Origin of the sequence: Citrobacter portucalensis (genome assembly GCF_023374935.1) — a bacterium.
Classification (GTDB): domain Bacteria; phylum Pseudomonadota; class Gammaproteobacteria; order Enterobacterales; family Enterobacteriaceae; genus Citrobacter; species Citrobacter portucalensis.
On the sequence record NZ_CP092466.1, the window covers coordinates 1,829,602 to 1,846,183 of the forward strand.

Below are 16,582 nucleotides of genomic sequence, written 5' to 3' on the forward strand. Positions count from 1 at the left end.
AATGAATAATTGTTGCGGTTGGAGTAAACTACCTGGTGACTATTGTATATTCAGAACAACAAAAAGGAGTCGGGATGAACGCACAATCCCAGGCCAAATCACCAGAGACCCTGCGCGCCATGGTTGCCGGGACGCTGGCGAATTTTCAGCATTCAACCCTGAAGCATAATCTGACGACGCTTAAAGCGTTGCACCACGTCGCCTGGATGGATGACACGTTGCACGTTGAGCTGGTCATGCCGTTTGTCTGGCATAGCGCGTTTGAGGACTTAAAAGAGCAATGTAGCGCCGATCTGCTGCGTATTACCGGTGCGAAAGCGATCGACTGGAAACTGTCGCATAACATCGCGACGCTGAAGCGCGTGAAAAACCAGCCGGGTATTAATGGTGTGAAAAACATCATCGCCGTCAGTTCAGGAAAAGGTGGCGTGGGTAAATCCTCTACCGCTGTGAACCTGGCGCTGGCGCTGGCTGCAGAAGGGGCGAAGGTAGGGATTCTGGACGCCGATATTTATGGTCCGTCTATCCCGACAATGCTTGGCGCGGAAAACCAGCGTCCAACCTCGCCAGATGGTACCCACATGGCACCGATCATGTCTCATGGTCTGGCAACGAACTCCATTGGTTATCTGGTCACTGACGATAACGCGATGGTATGGCGCGGCCCGATGGCCAGCAAAGCGCTGCTGCAGATGTTGCAGGAAACCTTATGGCCGGATCTTGATTATCTGGTACTGGATATGCCGCCGGGCACCGGTGACATCCAGCTGACGCTGGCGCAGAACATTCCGGTAACGGGCGCGGTTGTTGTCACTACGCCGCAGGACATCGCGCTGATCGATGCGAAAAAGGGCATCGTGATGTTCGAAAAAGTCGAAGTGCCGGTACTGGGTATTGTTGAGAATATGAGTATGCATATTTGCAGCAACTGCGGTCACCATGAACCGATCTTCGGTACCGGTGGGGCACAGAAGTTGGCCGAGCAGTATCACACTCAACTGCTGGGACAGATGCCGCTGCATATTTCTCTGCGTGAGGACCTCGATCGTGGTACGCCGACGGTGATTAGCCGTCCTGATAGCGAATTTACTGCTATTTACCGCGACCTGGCAGGACGAGTGGCCGCACAGCTCTACTGGCAGGGAGAGGTTATTCCGGGCGAAATTGCCTTCCGCGCGGTGTAATTTATAGCGTTACAGATATTCACCGCATCAATGTATTATTGATGTGGTGAATATATTAAATTTAAAAATCTCACGATATTGTTCATTCTGCGTTTATAATTCATGCCTTTTTCCGAATAAATCACCTCAATGCATCATTACAATTGATCAAATCTATCCCATTAATCTACAATTTCAATTGGTTCAAATAGGGGAGTTAACTGATAATACTCAGTGCAGGCGGCTTGTACGCTGTTTCCCACCCATTACAGGAATAATGAACACAATGAAGAAAAGTTTATTCTTGGGAGTTATTACTCTGGCTTATGGAATGAGTTTGCAGGCTTTGGCTTCTGATACAATCGATGGAAAGTTAACAATCATCGGGCATGTTGTTGAGTCCACCTGCCATATCGATATGACAGGTGGCGAGCCTCAAAATGATTGCCAGGCAGATGCGGTTCGATTGACGGTTGGAAGCGACAAACCAAACTACCGGGGTGTCAATACGCAACGTGTGATGTTACCGGGTGATACGACACGGCAAATAGTGCTCAATACCTACGATTAATGACCTCAGAATGAATCTTGTCAAACGGCAGTTTTACCCAGCGTAATACTGCCGCCTCTTTAATTTTCCCTTCTATTACATTTGCTTTCCGTTATTTATTATTATCGTGAATTACTTAAATAAGTATTATCTTATGCTTAAATAATGCTTAGTGAAATTTGCGTTAAATCAAATAAAACATCATTTCACATTGCGTCAAAATTATTCTCGTGACATTTTGATTTCGAAGTTGTTAAAAGGATGTATTTATTAAAATTAATAAGGAATGACCTATGAAAAGATCCATTATTTCTTTGGCGATGTTACCATTTTTATCTGTCGGTATGGCGCATGCTGCTGAAATTACTGATGAGGGACAGTTAATCATTCAAGCGACAGTAGAAGGGTCATCTTGTCATTTTAATTCCAATGGTGGTGACTCTGCAATTATCGACATGGGTACAATTTCAACTTCTGATGTGTATAAAATTGGTATCGGCGCTGTTAGCAGTACAAAAGTGTGGAATACCGATGCAGATTCAATTGAAATTATTTGTCCGTCTACGGTAGAGTTGAAAAATATTACCTTTTCACCAACTAAATTCTCGGAACATCCGGGATTATTACAGGATGATGGTGGCGATACTACCGGCGTAGGGTTCGCTGTTGATTTTTATAACACCGCCACGAGTTTCGTTAATATCAACGAGAACGACCAGGTTGTGGATGTTAGCGGGTTGAAAGGTGAGTCCATTGGAAATGAAGGTGTCAAGTACACCTTGAAATTTGATGCGCGATGGGCGCGACTGGCTCAGGTTGTTAAAGCTGGCGATGTAAAATCTACGATAAAATTTACTGTTGAAACTGATTAATTCTAAATGGCTATATTGTCGGGATGACTCGACAATATAGCGCTATCAATAAGGTAGTGTATTATGAAACGGATTTTACTTTCAGGCCTGATAGCACTGACGCTCCCGGCACACGCTGATATCGTGATTTATGGCACCCGTGTTATTTATCCGGCTGATCAAAAAGAAATTGTCGTTCAGTTGATGAATGAGAGTACCAGGGCATCACTGGTACAATCCTGGATTGATGATGGCGATACTACATTACCTCCGGAAAAAATAGATGTACCATTTTTGCTGACTCCGCCGGTTATCCGTGTTAAAGGTAATTCAGGTCAGCAAATAAAAATCAAAAAAATCGCCAATAACTTACCAAATGATAAAGAAAGTCTTTTTTATTTTAATGTGCTGGATATACCCCCAAATACAAATAATCAAGATGGGAAGAATACGCTAAAATTTGCCATGCAGAACAGATTAAAAATGCTGTACCGACCTAAGGGTATTGAGTCGGTCACACAAAATAGCATTAAAAAGTTAAGTTTTTCTCGCGGCAATGGCGGGTTAAATTTAAATAATGCTACTGCGAACTGGATTACCATCCCCAAGATTGAAGCGAACAAAGTTCAGTTAAATGGTAAAACTATTTTATTGCCACCATTATCCAGTCAACTTCTCCAACTGAGAAACAATGGCAGCAATCAGTATGTTGTGACTATTATTGATGATCGCGGTAATTATGTTAGCGATACGATCAGAGTTAAATAATATGAGGTGTGGCCATGTTAAGGATAACTCCACTTGCTTCCGCGATATTTTTTCTGTTGTTCTCGGGTCAACTATTTGCTGAAGAAGAAACATTTGATACCCATTTTATGATGGGGGGATTAAAGGGTGAAAAGGTCAGTGACTTTAGATTTGATGGTGAAAAACCGATTTCCGGAACCTATGATCTAGATATTTATCTTAACAACCAATGGCGTGGGAAATATGAATTGAATGTCAAAGATGAACCTGATGACACGTGTTTGACGTGGGATCTCGTTCATCGTCTTGGGATTAAGTCTGAAGGGATTAAAGTCGATAAAGATGCACAATGTGTACCTTTAAAAACTGCACTTCAGGGGGGAGGGGCGACTTTTGATGTGAGCCGATTTCGCCTTGATCTCAATGTCCCGCAGGCTTTCGTCAATGAACTTGAATACGGTTACGTCGAGCCTGAAAACTGGGAACGGGGGATTAATGCGCTGTATACGTCCTATTATGTGAGCCAATACTATAGCGATTATAAAGACTCCGGTAACAGTAAAAATACTTTTGCTCGTTTTAATAGCGGATTGAATTTATTAGGTTGGCAACTACATTCTGATGCTAGTTACAATAAGACTGATGATAGTAATGGTGAGTGGAAGAGTAATACTCTCTATTTGGAGCGCGGGATCCCGGAAATTTTGGGCACATTGCGCGCGGGCGATATGTACACATCATCAGATATTTTTGATACCGTGCGGTTTCGCGGGGTACGCTTATATCGTGATATGCAGATGCTCCCGAACTCAAAACAGAATTTTACGCCGTTAGTTCAAGGGATTGCACAAAGTAATGCCCTTGTCACTATTGAACAAAATGGTTTTGTTGTCTATCAAAAAGAGGTACCGCCGGGCCCCTTCTCAATTGCCGATTTGCAGTTAGCAGGCGGTGGGGCGGACCTCGACGTTAGCGTGAAAGAAGCGGATGGTACCGTTACGACCTATCTGGTTCCTTATTCGTCTGTACCCAATATGTTGCAGCCTGGTGTGTCAAAGTATGATTTTGTCGCGGGTCGCAGCCATATTGAAGGTGCCAGCAACCAAAGTGATTTCGTTCAGGCCAGTTATCAGTATGGCTTTAATAATCTATTAACGCTGTATGGCGGCACAATGCTAAATAGCTGCGCCTAATACCGCTACACTTTTGCCTGACCATGTTTTCCTCCGGGGAATGGGCTGGCGGTTTCCATAAAATGGCGGACCTTTTTCAGTAACTGCCACATTGAGCGGCACTGATGATTACGGGTTATCGTGTCATGAAGTGCCTGCCATAGCCGTTCCACATGATTCACCCACGGCGAGTAAACCGGCTGGTAAATTACCCTGAACTTGGGATTTGCTTTCAACCAGCGCTGTGTTTCGCGGCTTTTATGGATAATGTAGTTATCAACGATCAGCGTGATTGTTTTCGCCCGCCGGTAAGTGGCTTTCAGGTGCTTCAGCAGAGCGATAAACAGCGCTGAACTTTTGCTGTTGCCGCCCACGTAGCTGACTTTACCCGTGCCACTGTGCAGTGCGCCGGCCAGATAGTATTTTTCGTTCTGCCCCGGCGTCACTACCCGTTTCTGCTGTCCGCGCAACTGCCAGTCCGCACCGATTTTAGGATTAAGGTGGATATCCACTTCATCTTCATAAAATACCGGATGCTCTGCGCTGCATTCATCCAGCGCTTTGTGGATTACCGCCATCTTTTCATCTTTATGTGGGTCACGGATACGCAGAGTTGGCGCGGCCCTGCGCCATACAAGCCCCGCAGATGGCAACCAGCGGCGAACGGTTCCTGCATGTAACTGGCAACCGGTTATCTCATTGATTTTTATTGCCAGTAATTCGGTGCTCCAGCGTGAACGTTGATAACCAAAATCGCCGGGAGAATGCTTTATCAGCTCACGTAACAGGGTGCAGATATGTTCAAAAGGCCAGCGTCGGGAGCGCCCTGCGGGTAAGGATTTCAGGCCTTCAATACCTGAGTGCGTAAACCAGTTAATCCAGCGACCAACGGATGAACGGGCACAACAGAGAGTTCTGGCAACATCGCTGACCCGTTCACCCCGATGAAGCATCAGCATGGCCGTGAGTCTGCGGGCATGATTTTTATCACGCGTTTTATGAATAGCTTTCTGCATCAGGCGTCGTTCGCCACGGGGTATTGGTACTATGATCGGCATCGCTCAGTCCGGTTGGTGATTTTGGTTGGTTTGGCGATTGATCAGATCGCACAATCCGGGCTGAGTTCCCTTTCAGTGATCTACTATTCCGCGCAGCTATTTAGGGGATAACTATAATGCCTTTACGCTGGGAACAGGCTGGAATACGCGCATTGGCGCTGTTTCTTTTGACGCCACGCAGTCACATAGTAAACAGGATAATGGTGACGTTTTTGATGGCCAGAGTTACCAGGTTGCGTGGAATAAATATCTTACGCAGACAGGGACGCGATTTGGTTTAGCGGCATACCGATATTCTTCTCGTGACTATCGTACATTTAACGATCACGTATGGGCGAATAATAAAAACAGTTATCATCGTGATGAAAATGATGTCTACGATATTGCTGATTATTATCAGTATGATTTCGGTCGTAAAAACAGTTTTACAGCCAACATCAATCAATCGCTTCCTGAGGGGTGGGGATCCGTATCATTAAGCACATTATGGCGTGACTACTGGGGACGTAGCGGTAGTAATAAAGATTATCAACTGAGCTACACCAATAGTTGGCAACGGATTAGCTATACGCTTTCTGCTAGCCAAACCTACGATGAAGATCATAATGAAGATAAACGTTTCAACATCTTTATCTCCATACCCTTTAACTGGGGAGATGGTATATCCACGCCACGGCGACAGGTATATCTCTCTAACTCGACCACATTTGATGATGATGGTTTTGCATCAAATAATACCGGTATTAGTGGGATCGCAGGCGATCGCGATCAATTTAACTATGGTGTAAACCTGAGCCATCAACGACAAGACAGCGAAACCAGCGCAGGGGCAAATGTGACGTGGCGTGCTCCTGTTGCAACGGTTAACGGTAGTTATAGTCAATCCACAAAATATAAACAAAGCAGTGGCAGTATCTCCGGTGGGATTGTGGCATGGGCTGGCGGTATAAACCTGGCAAACCACCTTTCTGAGACTTTCGCCATCGTAGACGCCCCCGGACTTGAAGGCGCTTATATCAATGGGCAGAAATATCGGGAGACAAACAGTAAAGGTACGGTGGTATATGATGGTATGAGTGCGTACCGTGAGAATATGCTGACACTGGATGTCTCTAATACCAATAGCGAAACAGAATTACAGGGTAACCGTAAAAGTGTTGCTCCATATCGTGGGGCAGTGGTCAAAGCGCAATTTGATACCGACCAGCGTAAACCCTGGTACTTTAAAGCATTGCGCTCGGATGGATCACCATTAACCTTTGATTATGAGGTCGAAAGCGAACAGGGCGAAAACATTGGTCTGGTTGGGCAAGGCAGTATGTTGTTTATTCGTACTAATGACGTGCCTGCAAAAATCAAAGTTGCCATTGATAAACAACAAGGACGTTACTGCACAATCTCCTTCAATCAGGAAATTGATGCCAGTAAGACATACTCATGCCAGTAAAAGGATAATGATGATGAGATGGATACTGTTAACGGTATTAACATTATGCTCTTTTTGGGCACAGGCTGATAAATGTGATTTTGTTCCTCCACCAAATATTACGGGAGCATATTCTTTCACCCCAGATGCGATGTCCGGTGTACTTGATGGTGGTGTTTTTGCTTCTGGCCAGGATGGCACTGTTGTACTGGACTGTAAGTCACAGGAGAAGGCATGGTTGAAGGCCGCAATGGCCATCTTGCATAGCAGTGAATATGCTTTTAAGGTAGGCAGTAAATATTACATTGTTTCCTTTTCTGTGAGTTATCAAGCAAAGGATATTGTTGCAAATAAAGCAAAGTATACATTGTCAGATTTTTTTGATATGGCGGGTTTAGTTCTGAACTATTCAATTGTTGAGGCCCCAGACCGCGGGGCCGCAACGATCATCGCCCCTGGTGCGACGATCCCTCTCGTTACTGAGTTGAGCCTTGAATACTGTCAGGGAAATGAGAATAACTGTAGTTCAAAAAAATTAAATTATAATTTAAATGTCACGATTATGGTCGATATCACAACCTGCTATTTTGGTAATCAGGAAATTGATCTGGGAAGGATAAATATTAATGATCTTGATAAGAAAAAATTTGAGCTTCACCCGGTAATATTCACCTGTCAGGCCAGTGGGGCTGGGAATCTGAAGTTTACGCCTGATAATCTGTTATTTTATTTTGAACCGATGAGTCCATTGGCGGAGGATTCAATGACCCTGACCAACGATTATGGTACTGCGGCGAATAGCGCAGGGTCGGTAGGATTTCAGTTATCAATGGACGGTTCAACGAGTATTGGTTATGGCAGAAGTAACCTGTATCGATCTGGCGATGTGAAAGCGAATATAGTACCAATCAATATTTACGCCCGCACCAGAACGTATGCAGGGAAAGTCACTGCGGGAGAAACAATGAGTCGGGTAAAGGTCGTTATTGACTATAATTAAAAAGTAAGTAAAGCAAGAAGTTTACGCACCCAACTATACTGGGTGCGTTTTTTTATCGATGATAAAAAATCTCGCCGTCGTAGGCTTTAATGATCTTAGCATCGGCATCGTTGACCAGCACATATGCGCCGCCCATGTAGGTCCAGTGGGTGCCTGCTGTCGGTGCGGGCAGGTTGCGCAGATTCCACTGTTTAATGGTGTATTCTTCGGTGAGATACAGTGGTGGAACCTTGTCACCGGGTTTGAAATGGGTGAAGTCAGCAATAAAGCTGCTCAGTTCATACTTATCGATACCGGTGGGGGCAGCTGTTGCAGCTGGTGCGGCCCAGACGACGCTGCTTGCAAGCAGAAGTGCACCCAGCAACATTTTATTCTTCATACCCATCCTCTCTACCTCTTCGGGTCATCAAAATCAGTCATGTATCATTCCTGGCATACAGGATGTCTGACAAGCACTATTTTGTGATCACTCCAGTCATTTCGTAAAAAGTGTAAATGAAAGTACAGAATTGCAGCAACCTTGACCAGTAGTTTCACTGCGGGAGTGGGGAGTGCGCCAATTTACATCGTTAAGCACAGGCAGTATCCTGTTACTGAAACCAGCGTATTACGTTTGTGTTTCAACGACTCGGGGTGCCCTTCTGGTGAAGGCTGAGAAATACCCGTACCACCTGATCTGGATAATGCCAGCGTAGGGAAGTCTGACACTGCTCGTGTCCCTTCTTCGCGCGGGCAGGAGCTGAACAATGCAGCCTGACCTGCACAGCCGCGCGCTCGCGGCTCACACTTTGCACCAATTTAGAAACTTATCCCCGCTCACACACTGTATGACCAATGAGGTCGTGCAAAGCTTTACTGCCAATACGTTACTGGCGCTGGGCGCATCGCCTGCGATGGTGATCGAGCCTGAGGAAGCCAGCCAATTCGCCGCTATTGCCAGTGCGTTGCTGGTTAATGTCGGCACCTTAACTCGGGAACGGGCCGCGGCGATGCGTGCCGCAGTTAAGCAGGCTCATCATGCTAAAACCCCGTGGACGCTCGATCCCGTTGCCGTAGGCGCGCTTGAGTTTCGCCGCCGCTTCTGCCTGGAATTATTGTCACTACAGCCTGCTGCTATTCGTGGCAACGCTTCGGAAATACTTGCTCTGGCCGGCATGAACGGTGGGGGACGCGGCGTGGATACAACCGATACGGCTGTCGCTGCGCTTCCGGCAGCGCAGGCGCTGGCTCGTCAGATTGGGACCATTGTCGTGGTGACCGGCGAAGTGGATTACGTCACCGATGGTCAGCGTACCGTTTGCGTGGACGGTGGTGACCCGTTGATGACTCGCGTGGTGGGCACCGGATGTGCTCTTTCAGCGGTTGTTGCGGCCAGTTGCGCTTTACGTGGTGACCGACTTGATAACGTCGCCTCCGCCTGTAGCTGGATGAAACAGGCCGGGCAAATCGCCACCGGGCAATCAAACGGACCGGGTAGCTTTGTCCCGGCATTTCTCGACGCCCTCTATAACCTGAATGCCCAGGAGCAAGCATGAAACGGATTAACGCATTAACGATCGCTGGAACCGACCCAAGCGGTGGCGCGGGTATTCAGGCTGATTTAAAAACCTTCTCGGCGCTGGGCGCTTACGGCTGTTCCGTTATCACGGCGCTGGTGGCGCAAAATACGCGTGGGGTGCAGTCGGTGTATCGCATTGAACCTGATTTTGTCGCCGCGCAGTTGGATTCTGTGTTCAATGATGTGCGTATTGATACGACTAAAATCGGTATGTTGGCTGAGACGGACATTGTCGAAGCTGTTGCCGAACGTTTACGTCGCCATCGGGTACAAAATGTGGTGCTGGACACGGTGATGTTGGCGAAAAGCGGCGATCCGTTGCTGTCGCCCTCGGCGGTAGAAACGTTGCGTACCCGTTTGTTGCCGCAGGTTTCGATTATCACCCCTAATTTACCCGAAGCTGCTGCACTGCTCGGGGCATCGCATGCGCAAACTGAGCAGGAGATGTTAGAGCAGGGAAGGGCGCTACGGGCGCTGGGCTGCGAGGCAGTGTTGATGAAGGGCGGTCATCTGGATGATGCGCAAAGCCCCGACTGGCTCTTTACGCGCGATGGTGAGCAGCGTTTTACCGCACCAAGGGTGATGACCAAAAACACCCATGGCACCGGTTGTACGCTATCGGCGGCGTTGGCAGCCCTGCGTCCGCGCCATAACAGCTGGGCCGATACCGTACAGGAAGCCAAACTGTGGCTTTCAGCGGCGCTGGCACAGGCCGACACGCTGGAAGTTGGCGAAGGAATCGGTCCGGTGCATCATTTCCACGCGTGGTGGTAATGGGTATACTGGCTGCAGAAACGGCGGCCAGGAAAAAGATAAATGGAACAAGCGCATACCCAGCTTATCGCACAACTGAATGAACGTATTTCAGCGGCGGATAACACGCCGCTGTATATGAAATTTGCGCAGACGGTGAAGAATGCTGTGCGCAGTGGGATCCTGGAGCACGGCAATATCCTGCCCGGCGAGCGCGACCTCAGCCAGTTGACCGGCGTTTCTCGGATTACGGTACGTAAGGCGATGCAGGCCCTGGAAGAAGAAGGTGTAGTAACACGTGCCCGCGGTTACGGAACGCAAATTAACAATATCTTCGAGTATTCGCTTAAAGAAGCGCGCGGTTTTTCTCAGCAGGTGGTGTTGCGCGGTAAAAAACCGGATACTTTGTGGGTTAACAAAAGAATTGTGCCTTGCCCGGAAGAGGTGGCACAGCAGTTGGCTGTTGTCGCAGGGAGTGATGTTTTCCTGCTCAAACGCATTCGTTACGTTGACGAAGACGCAGTCTCTATTGAAGAGTCCTGGGTACCCGCACATCTAATTCATGACGTGGATGCCATCGGTGTTTCGCTGTATGACTATTTTCGTAGCCAGCATATTTTCCCGCAGCGTACGCGCTCACGTGTTAGCGCCAGAATGCCTGACGCAGAGTTCCAGGCGCACATTCAAATGGATAGCAAAGTGCCGGTACTGGTGATCAAGCAGGTAGCGCTTGACCAGCAGCAACGGCCTATTGAATACAGCATCAGTTACTGTCGTAGCGATCTATACGTTTTTGTGTGCGAGGAGTAGCTCCTCGCGTGACGGGGCGCAATCGCCGCCGCGATGCCCAACTACCCAGGACGCCACCGCGTTACCTAACAGCACTGAGTCGGCCAGCGTCCAGCCAGATGCCAGCCCAGCCAGCATGCCGCCAGCGTGGCTGTCACCTGCGCCGATAGTATCAACGACCGCCGTTGCAAATGCCGGTACGCAGCCGGATGTCTGTGCGCTGAAATACCATGCGCCGTCTTTATCGTGCCGCACGACCAGCGGTGCGGTGAAACGCTGCACCCATTCTGCGCCAAAACCTTCCACATCCTGACTCAATGCAAACCGCTCGGCAGCAATTTCCGCCTCCTGGCGATTGAGGGAAACCAGCGGACGACAGGCCATAATTCTTGCCAGTAAGGGCTCGGGAATGTCGCCGATGCGCGGGCCAAAATCGATAAACGGTGTCACCTCTTCCAGACCTTCCAGCCACTGCACCAGCAATTCACCGCACGGGGACGCTAGCTGATAACCCGAAAGATACACCAGGCTATGACGCGGGATATCCAGCTGTGCCAGCCAGGCGGCATTCCACTGATTCTCAACGCCGCTAAAAGACATAAAGGTACGCTCGCCATCCGGCTCCACCAGCGCCAGACACCAGCCGTTATCGCCTTCGGCATTGTCGATCCGGCTGTGCAGTCCCTCTTTTGCCATCCGGTTGCGGATAATGTCGGCCCACACTCCCTGGCCCAGTGGTAGAGCATTGCAGGCATCGATACCTAAACGCTTAAGCGTGACGGCGATATTGAGTGCGCAGCCGCCAACGTTAACACCTTGCTGCTTGAGCTCGATGTCACAGCCGCGCCAGGGGAGGGCATACGCATCGGCAATGACATCAATCACCGCCGCACCCACCACCGTTACTGGCCGCTGTGTACGTAACTGCGAGAGAAGTTGTTGCAGATGCGTGTTGCTCATAGCGCCTCCCGCTGCTCGCGCAGTCGCATTAACCCGTTGGCGTAGTGGGTAAAGTCCAGCTGATTCACCGCATCCAACTCCTGCTTCAATGCTGGGTTGATCGCGCTCACGCCGTGTAATGCACCACAAATGGCGGTTGCCATCGCCCCGATGGTGTCGGTATCGCCGCCGAGGTTAGCGCACAAAATGGCGCAGCGGTTAGGATCGGTCTGTGCCAGCTCAACCATGGCGATAGCGCAAGGAACGGACTCAATGGTGCTGGTTCCTGCCCCCACAACCTGATACAACTGCTCGCTGGCGGACTCGACGCCGTCGGCGTTACGGACGATTTTCAGCGCCAGTTCAAGGCGTGCACAAAGCGATGCGCTAAAGGTGGTGATTCGTTTTTGCTGCGCACGCAGGGCAATGGCAGGTAGCGCGTCGGCAATCTCTGACCATTTTCCTCCGTCGATGGCGCGCGATACCGCCCACGCGACGACAACGGCTCCCGCGATAGCCAGATCCGATTTATGCGTTGGGCTGGAGGCCAGTGCCACATCATCGATAAAGGCATCAAGATCGCGGGCGGGCAGCAGGCATCCCAGCGGGGAAACGCGCATTGCCGCGCCATTGGTCACGCCGTTGTTTTCCAGTTCGGCGACTGGTTTACCGTCACGAATAGCGTTCAACGCAATTTTCGAGGTCGGGCCAAGCACGTTTTTATTAAAAGCATCAAACTGCTCGGCCCAGGCCAGAATATTGTGACCAATAACGTCTGGCACAATTTCGCCGTCGCACTCAAGCAGGGCATCTGCCAGACACAGTGCCATGGACGTGTCATCAGTGAACTCCGCCTGGTTAAAATAGCAGGCGGCATTATTTTCCGCAGGGCCGGGCAAAAAACGGTCGATCCAACCGAAGTGTGCTTTAACCCGGGTTCTTGGCCACAGTTCCGACGGCATGCCCATCGCATCCCCTAACGCCTGCCCATAAAGAGCACCGAGAATACGTTCTGCTTTCATTTTACTTCCCCTTGTTTCAACGCTACATCGCGATCGTCCACCTTAATGGCGGTGATTTCTTTGTCTGATTCGCGAAAGAAAATCATAAACATCACGGCAATGACGGCAATCATGACCGCGCCAAATCCCCACATGCCAGCCCAGTTAAAGGTGAGACCATTAACCGGTTCCTGATAAGCAAACATTTTTTCCATCATCACGCCGCCCAGACGGTAACCGAGCAGGCTGCCGAACCCCTGACAGCAGAGGGTGATAAGCCCTTGCGCTGCGGTGCGCATGTGGACCGGCGCTTTTTTATCGACATAGATGTAAGCCGTGACGTAATAGAAGTCGTAACTGACGCCGTGCAGCAGAATGCCGAGAAACAGCAGGGCGTAAGTGAAATATTCTTCCGCACCGCCGTAAACGAAAAATCCGTAGCGGATCGCCGCAGTAATAAGACCAAGCAATAATACCTTTTTAATGCCAAAGCGTTTGGTGAAAAACGGTAGCGCCAGCATAAAGAAGATTTCAGAGAATTGGCCCAGTGTCATCCAGCCGGTGGCGTTTTTCATTCCGACTTCTGTCAGATAGCCGTTGGCGAAGATGTAATAGAACGCCAGTGGCATCGCAAACAGGAAAGAGCAAAAGAAGAAGACGAGGAAGTTCTTATCGCGCAGCAGGATCAGCGCATCCAGACCCAGCATAACTTTGAAATCCATTTTGCCGGTACTTTTTGGCGGCGTATCCGGTAAAAAGAAGGCAAAAACGCCTAACAATGCGGAGCTTCCGGCAGTGATAAGCAGGGGAATATTGGTGGGTGAGATGTCGTTATAGCCAAGCATTTGCGGTAAGAAACCGCAGGCCAAACCGGAGGCAATCCAGCCAATGGTCCCCATCACGCGGATGCGCGGGAAATCACGTTCAACATCCGGTACGTTGGCAAAAGCAATACTGTTGGTCAGCGCAATCGTCGGCATATAGGTCAACGAATAGGCCAGTAACAGAGGGAAGAATCCGCTAAAGGTGGTTTGCTGGGCGGCGAAGTACATCAGAATAGCGCCGATGAACATCAACACCGCCAGCACTTTTTGCGCGGAGAAAAAGCGATCAGTGATTGAACCGACCAGAATGGGCGACAGGATCGCTGCAATGGCTGTGCAGGCGTAGGACCAGCCGATCTCTCCGGCACTAAAGCCACTTTTACTCAGCCACAGCCACAGTGGTACAAACCAGGCGCCCCAGATAAACCACTCTACAAACATCATGAACGACAGCTTAACTGTAGTTTTCATCTTTAAATCCTTCATGACAGGTAAGGTACGCGCTGATAGTACCATTCAACAATACCTTTAAAATACCTTTGAGATTAAACTTTGACCGTCTTAACATTATTTTTTCCTGAATCGAGCCAGCAGAAGTTGCTGAAAAGTGCGCTAAAGATGGAAAAAAAGCGCAGTCGGTACCAGGCTTAATGCTGCCCGCAAAAAGGCGGGTCAGGACAATCCATATTCCGGTTTTAAACCGGAACTTACGGGAGCATAGCTATGACTGATATTGCGCAGTTGCTTGGCAAAGATGCCGACAGCCTTTTACAGCATCGTTGTATGACCATTCCTTCTGACCAACTTTACCTGCCTGGACATGATTACGTCGATCGCGTAATGGTGGATAACAACCGGCCGCCTGCCGTGCTGCGTAATATGCAGGCGCTGTATAACACGGGGCGGCTTGCCGGGACAGGGTATCTGTCAATCCTACCGGTGGATCAGGGGGTAGAGCATTCTGCTGGGGCTTCGTTTGCCGCTAACCCGCTGTACTTTGATCCGAAGAATATTGTGGAGTTGGCTATCGAAGCAGGGTGCAACTGCGTGGCATCAACTTACGGTGTGCTGGCTTCTGTCTCCCGCCGCTACGCGCACCGTATCCCGTTCCTCGTTAAAATTAACCACAACGAAACGCTCAGCTATCCGAATACCTTTGACCAGACGCTGTATGCCAGCGTAGAGCAGGCGTTCAATATGGGTGCGGTTGCGGTAGGGGCAACTATCTATTTCGGTTCTGAGGAATCTCGCCGCCAGATTGAAGAGATTTCAGCAGCGTTTGAGCGCGCCCATGAGTTGGGTATGGTTACCGTGCTGTGGGCGTATCTGCGTAACTCCGCGTTTAAAAAAGATGGTGTCGATTACCATGTTTCCGCCGATCTTACCGGGCAGGCTAACCATCTGGCTGCCACTATCGGAGCGGATATCGTTAAGCAGAAAATGGCGGAAAATAACGGCGGGTATAAAGCGGTTAATTTTGGCTACACCGACGATCGCGTCTATACCAAGTTGACCAGCGAGAATCCAATTGACCTGGTGCGTTACCAACTGGCGAACTGTTATATGGGGCGCGCCGGGTTAATTAACTCTGGCGGGGCGGCCGGCGGCGACACCGACCTGAGCGATGCAGTACGTACGGCGGTTATTAACAAACGTGCGGGTGGTATGGGGCTGATTCTGGGGCGTAAAGCGTTCAAGAAAACCATGGCCGACGGCGTTAAGTTGATTAACGCCGTACAGGACGTTTATCTGGACAGCAAAGTTACTATTGCCTGATCCTCGGATTGTCGTTGGGTTAGCGCAATAGCGGACAACCTGGCGGCAGTCTGCAACGTAGCGCAGCGGGCAGGATTTCAATATGAAACTCTTGTCCGCTGAGTGGTTCACCATCGAGATTAAAGGTAATTTCGTGTGGGGCGCGGATATCAAACCACGACGATGCGCCGTCAATAATGTTAGGGTTGTCTTCGGATTGCGTTAACGCCGAAAGCAGTCCTGGCAGTAGTTCTTCGCCGGTGAAAATGCGCAGTTGCAGCAGGCCGTCGTTGATCAGCGCCGTCGGGCAAAGCTGTTGCCCACCACCGGCCTGGCGACCGTTACCGATACCAATCACCAGCGCTTTACCCTGCCAGTGAAAATCCTCCCCACGAATGTCACAGATGTCGGGCTTGAGCGTATCCATGCGCATTAATCCGTGAATAAAATATGATACACCGCCCAGTGCGGCCTTGAGTTTTTCTGGCGTTTCGGTGGTGATGCGCGTGCCAAATCCCCCGGTCGCCATGTTGATAAAACAGGTTTTATCGTTGACCTGCACCATATCGATCGCAGTCGCATTTGCAGCGATAGCCAGCTTTAACGCCTTATCAAGGTCGTCGGGTATACCAACGCTGGTGGCAAAGTCATTCGCCGTTCCCAACGGTAAAATACCCAGCGCTGGAATATTGCCACCCTGCGACTGAATCAGCGCTGTCGAAACTTCGTTGATGGTGCCGTCACCGCCGCCGGCTATCACCGTAGCAACGCCTAGATGACGAGCTTCATCAACGTAGCGTTGGGCATCGCCTTTTTCCCAGGTCACGCGAACATGGATTTCCACGCCTTCATCGCGAAGCTTCGCAATGGCATCACGCAGGGGGAGATTATCAGCACTTTTTCCATTGAGGATCAGTAAACTGGCAGGGAACGCTATCATCCGTTTGCCTCACTTTTTTTCGTTTTAACAAGTGTATGCCAGGAAAGCGTTTATGG

Annotated in this window: 15 protein-coding genes, 2 pseudogenes and 1 riboswitch; of the genes and pseudogenes, 11 read left to right on the forward strand and 6 right to left on the reverse strand. The window is 49.5% G+C overall.

All coding sequences use genetic code 11. The annotated features are described in order from the left end of the window. The first annotated feature begins 74 nt into the window (after positions 1–74). The 5 genes and pseudogenes from apbC to LY264_RS08780 form a co-directional block, all read left to right on the forward strand. Positions 75–1,184, forward strand: a complete 1,110-nt coding sequence (gene apbC, locus LY264_RS08760; RefSeq protein WP_003027343.1) for an iron-sulfur cluster carrier protein ApbC — start codon at positions 75–77, stop codon at positions 1,182–1,184. Positions 1,185–1,449: 265 nt separating this feature from the next. Continuing rightward, positions 1,450–1,734: a DUF2574 family protein gene (locus LY264_RS08765; RefSeq protein ID WP_048215929.1), complete on the forward strand. Its 285-nt coding sequence runs from the start codon at positions 1,450–1,452 to the stop codon at positions 1,732–1,734. A gap of 272 nt (positions 1,735–2,006) precedes the next feature. Then, entirely contained in the window at positions 2,007–2,585 is a 579-nt protein-coding gene (locus LY264_RS08770; RefSeq protein WP_071692570.1) for a fimbrial protein, read from the forward strand. A 63-nt stretch (positions 2,586–2,648) separates the two neighbouring features. After that, positions 2,649–3,332, forward strand: a complete 684-nt coding sequence (locus tag LY264_RS08775; protein ID WP_048215930.1) for a fimbria/pilus periplasmic chaperone — start codon at positions 2,649–2,651, stop codon at positions 3,330–3,332. A 14-nt stretch (positions 3,333–3,346) separates the two neighbouring features. After that, positions 3,347–4,489, forward strand: a pseudogene (locus LY264_RS08780) (fimbria/pilus outer membrane usher protein); the annotation flags it as partial. Positions 4,490–4,509: 20 nt separating this feature from the next. Here LY264_RS08780 and LY264_RS08785 read toward each other — a convergent pair. Beyond that, positions 4,510–5,541 carry an IS630-like element ISEc33 family transposase gene (locus tag LY264_RS08785; RefSeq protein ID WP_001395480.1) on the reverse strand — a complete coding sequence of 344 codons (1,032 nt, stop codon included), beginning with the start codon at positions 5,539–5,541 and terminating at the stop codon, positions 4,510–4,512. 100 nt (positions 5,542–5,641) lie between these two features. Here LY264_RS08785 and LY264_RS08790 point away from each other — a divergent pair. Together LY264_RS08790 and LY264_RS08795 are read left to right on the forward strand one after the other, a co-directional pair. Continuing rightward, positions 5,642–6,988, forward strand: a pseudogene (locus LY264_RS08790) (fimbria/pilus outer membrane usher protein); the annotation flags it as partial. After that, complete coding sequence (locus LY264_RS08795; RefSeq protein WP_131820873.1) at positions 6,960–7,967, forward strand: fimbrial protein; 1,008 nt, start codon at positions 6,960–6,962, stop codon at positions 7,965–7,967. The pseudogene LY264_RS08790 and the gene LY264_RS08795, both read left to right, overlap by 29 nt. Before the next feature lie 52 nt (positions 7,968–8,019). Here the strand turns inward: LY264_RS08795 and LY264_RS08800 are convergent, their stop codons facing one another. After that, positions 8,020–8,352, reverse strand: a complete 333-nt coding sequence (locus LY264_RS08800; protein ID WP_003834436.1) for an RcnB family protein — start codon at positions 8,350–8,352, stop codon at positions 8,020–8,022. A 234-nt stretch (positions 8,353–8,586) separates the two neighbouring features. Then, a riboswitch (TPP riboswitch) is annotated at positions 8,587–8,682 on the forward strand. Positions 8,683–8,713: 31 nt separating this feature from the next. On the opposite strand from LY264_RS08800, the gene thiM reads away from it, so the two are divergent. From thiM to LY264_RS08815, 3 genes are read left to right on the forward strand one after another with little or no spacing between them, the layout of a single operon-like run. Beyond that, positions 8,714–9,502 carry a hydroxyethylthiazole kinase gene (gene thiM, locus LY264_RS08805; protein WP_048224554.1) on the forward strand — a complete coding sequence of 263 codons (789 nt, stop codon included), beginning with the start codon at positions 8,714–8,716 and terminating at the stop codon, positions 9,500–9,502. Next, complete coding sequence (thiD, locus tag LY264_RS08810) at positions 9,499–10,299, forward strand: bifunctional hydroxymethylpyrimidine kinase/phosphomethylpyrimidine kinase (RefSeq protein ID WP_048224552.1); 801 nt, start codon at positions 9,499–9,501, stop codon at positions 10,297–10,299. The genes thiM and thiD overlap by 4 nt, the downstream gene beginning before the upstream one ends. A 42-nt stretch (positions 10,300–10,341) precedes the next feature. Beyond that, entirely contained in the window at positions 10,342–11,088 is a 747-nt protein-coding gene (locus LY264_RS08815; protein WP_008785236.1) for a GntR family transcriptional regulator, read from the forward strand. Here the strand turns inward: LY264_RS08815 and LY264_RS08820 are convergent. The 3 genes from LY264_RS08820 to LY264_RS08830 are packed head-to-tail and all read right to left on the reverse strand — an operon-like array spanning position 11,062 to position 14,302. After that, positions 11,062–12,027: a PfkB family carbohydrate kinase gene (locus tag LY264_RS08820; protein WP_048224549.1), complete on the reverse strand. Its 966-nt coding sequence runs from the start codon at positions 12,025–12,027 to the stop codon at positions 11,062–11,064. The two genes, LY264_RS08815 and LY264_RS08820, sit on opposite strands and share 27 nt — an antisense overlap. Next, on the reverse strand, positions 12,024–13,028 hold the full coding sequence (locus tag LY264_RS08825; RefSeq protein WP_048224546.1) for an ADP-ribosylglycohydrolase family protein: 1,005 nt from the start codon (positions 13,026–13,028) through the stop codon (positions 12,024–12,026). Before LY264_RS08825 ends, LY264_RS08820 begins: the two co-directional genes overlap by 4 nt. Continuing rightward, a complete protein-coding gene (locus LY264_RS08830) occupies positions 13,025–14,302 on the reverse strand; it encodes a nucleoside permease (RefSeq protein WP_048224542.1) in 1,278 nt (425 codons plus the stop codon). The genes LY264_RS08825 and LY264_RS08830 overlap by 4 nt, the downstream gene beginning before the upstream one ends. Positions 14,303–14,554: 252 nt before the next feature. Here LY264_RS08830 and fbaB point away from each other — a divergent pair, with 252 nt between their 5' ends. Continuing rightward, positions 14,555–15,607 carry a class I fructose-bisphosphate aldolase gene (gene fbaB / locus LY264_RS08835; protein WP_171845903.1) on the forward strand — a complete coding sequence of 351 codons (1,053 nt, stop codon included), beginning with the start codon at positions 14,555–14,557 and terminating at the stop codon, positions 15,605–15,607. Positions 15,608–15,626: 19 nt separating this feature from the next. Here the strand turns inward: fbaB and yegS are convergent, their stop codons facing one another. Then, positions 15,627–16,526 carry a lipid kinase YegS gene (gene yegS / locus LY264_RS08840; protein ID WP_048224539.1) on the reverse strand — a complete coding sequence of 300 codons (900 nt, stop codon included), beginning with the start codon at positions 16,524–16,526 and terminating at the stop codon, positions 15,627–15,629. Positions 16,527–16,582 lie beyond the last annotated feature (56 nt).

What these genes read in the sequence shown, in the direction of transcription:
- apbC (WP_003027343.1), top strand. Translation starts at nt 75, where the DNA reads ATGAACGCACAATCCCAGGCCAAATCACCAGAGACCCTGCGCGCCATG.
- thiD (WP_048224552.1), top strand. Translation starts at nt 9,499, where the DNA reads ATGAAACGGATTAACGCATTAACGATCGCTGGAACCGACCCAAGCGGT.
- LY264_RS08820 (WP_048224549.1), bottom strand. Translation starts at nt 12,027, where the DNA reads ATGAGCAACACGCATCTGCAACAACTTCTCTCGCAGTTACGTACACAG.
- LY264_RS08795 (WP_131820873.1), top strand. Translation starts at nt 6,960, where the DNA reads ATGCCAGTAAGACATACTCATGCCAGTAAAAGGATAATGATGATGAGA.
- LY264_RS08830 (WP_048224542.1), bottom strand. Translation starts at nt 14,302, where the DNA reads ATGAAAACTACAGTTAAGCTGTCGTTCATGATGTTTGTAGAGTGGTTT.
- LY264_RS08770 (WP_071692570.1), top strand. Translation starts at nt 2,007, where the DNA reads ATGAAAAGATCCATTATTTCTTTGGCGATGTTACCATTTTTATCTGTC.
- LY264_RS08825 (WP_048224546.1), bottom strand. Translation starts at nt 13,028, where the DNA reads ATGAAAGCAGAACGTATTCTCGGTGCTCTTTATGGGCAGGCGTTAGGG.
- LY264_RS08775 (WP_048215930.1), top strand. Translation starts at nt 2,649, where the DNA reads ATGAAACGGATTTTACTTTCAGGCCTGATAGCACTGACGCTCCCGGCA.
- fbaB (WP_171845903.1), top strand. Translation starts at nt 14,555, where the DNA reads ATGACTGATATTGCGCAGTTGCTTGGCAAAGATGCCGACAGCCTTTTA.
- LY264_RS08785 (WP_001395480.1), bottom strand. Translation starts at nt 5,541, where the DNA reads ATGCCGATCATAGTACCAATACCCCGTGGCGAACGACGCCTGATGCAG.
- thiM (WP_048224554.1), top strand. Translation starts at nt 8,714, where the DNA reads ATGCAGCCTGACCTGCACAGCCGCGCGCTCGCGGCTCACACTTTGCAC.
- LY264_RS08815 (WP_008785236.1), top strand. Translation starts at nt 10,342, where the DNA reads ATGGAACAAGCGCATACCCAGCTTATCGCACAACTGAATGAACGTATT.
- LY264_RS08765 (WP_048215929.1), top strand. Translation starts at nt 1,450, where the DNA reads ATGAAGAAAAGTTTATTCTTGGGAGTTATTACTCTGGCTTATGGAATG.
- yegS (WP_048224539.1), bottom strand. Translation starts at nt 16,526, where the DNA reads ATGATAGCGTTCCCTGCCAGTTTACTGATCCTCAATGGAAAAAGTGCT.
- LY264_RS08800 (WP_003834436.1), bottom strand. Translation starts at nt 8,352, where the DNA reads ATGGGTATGAAGAATAAAATGTTGCTGGGTGCACTTCTGCTTGCAAGC.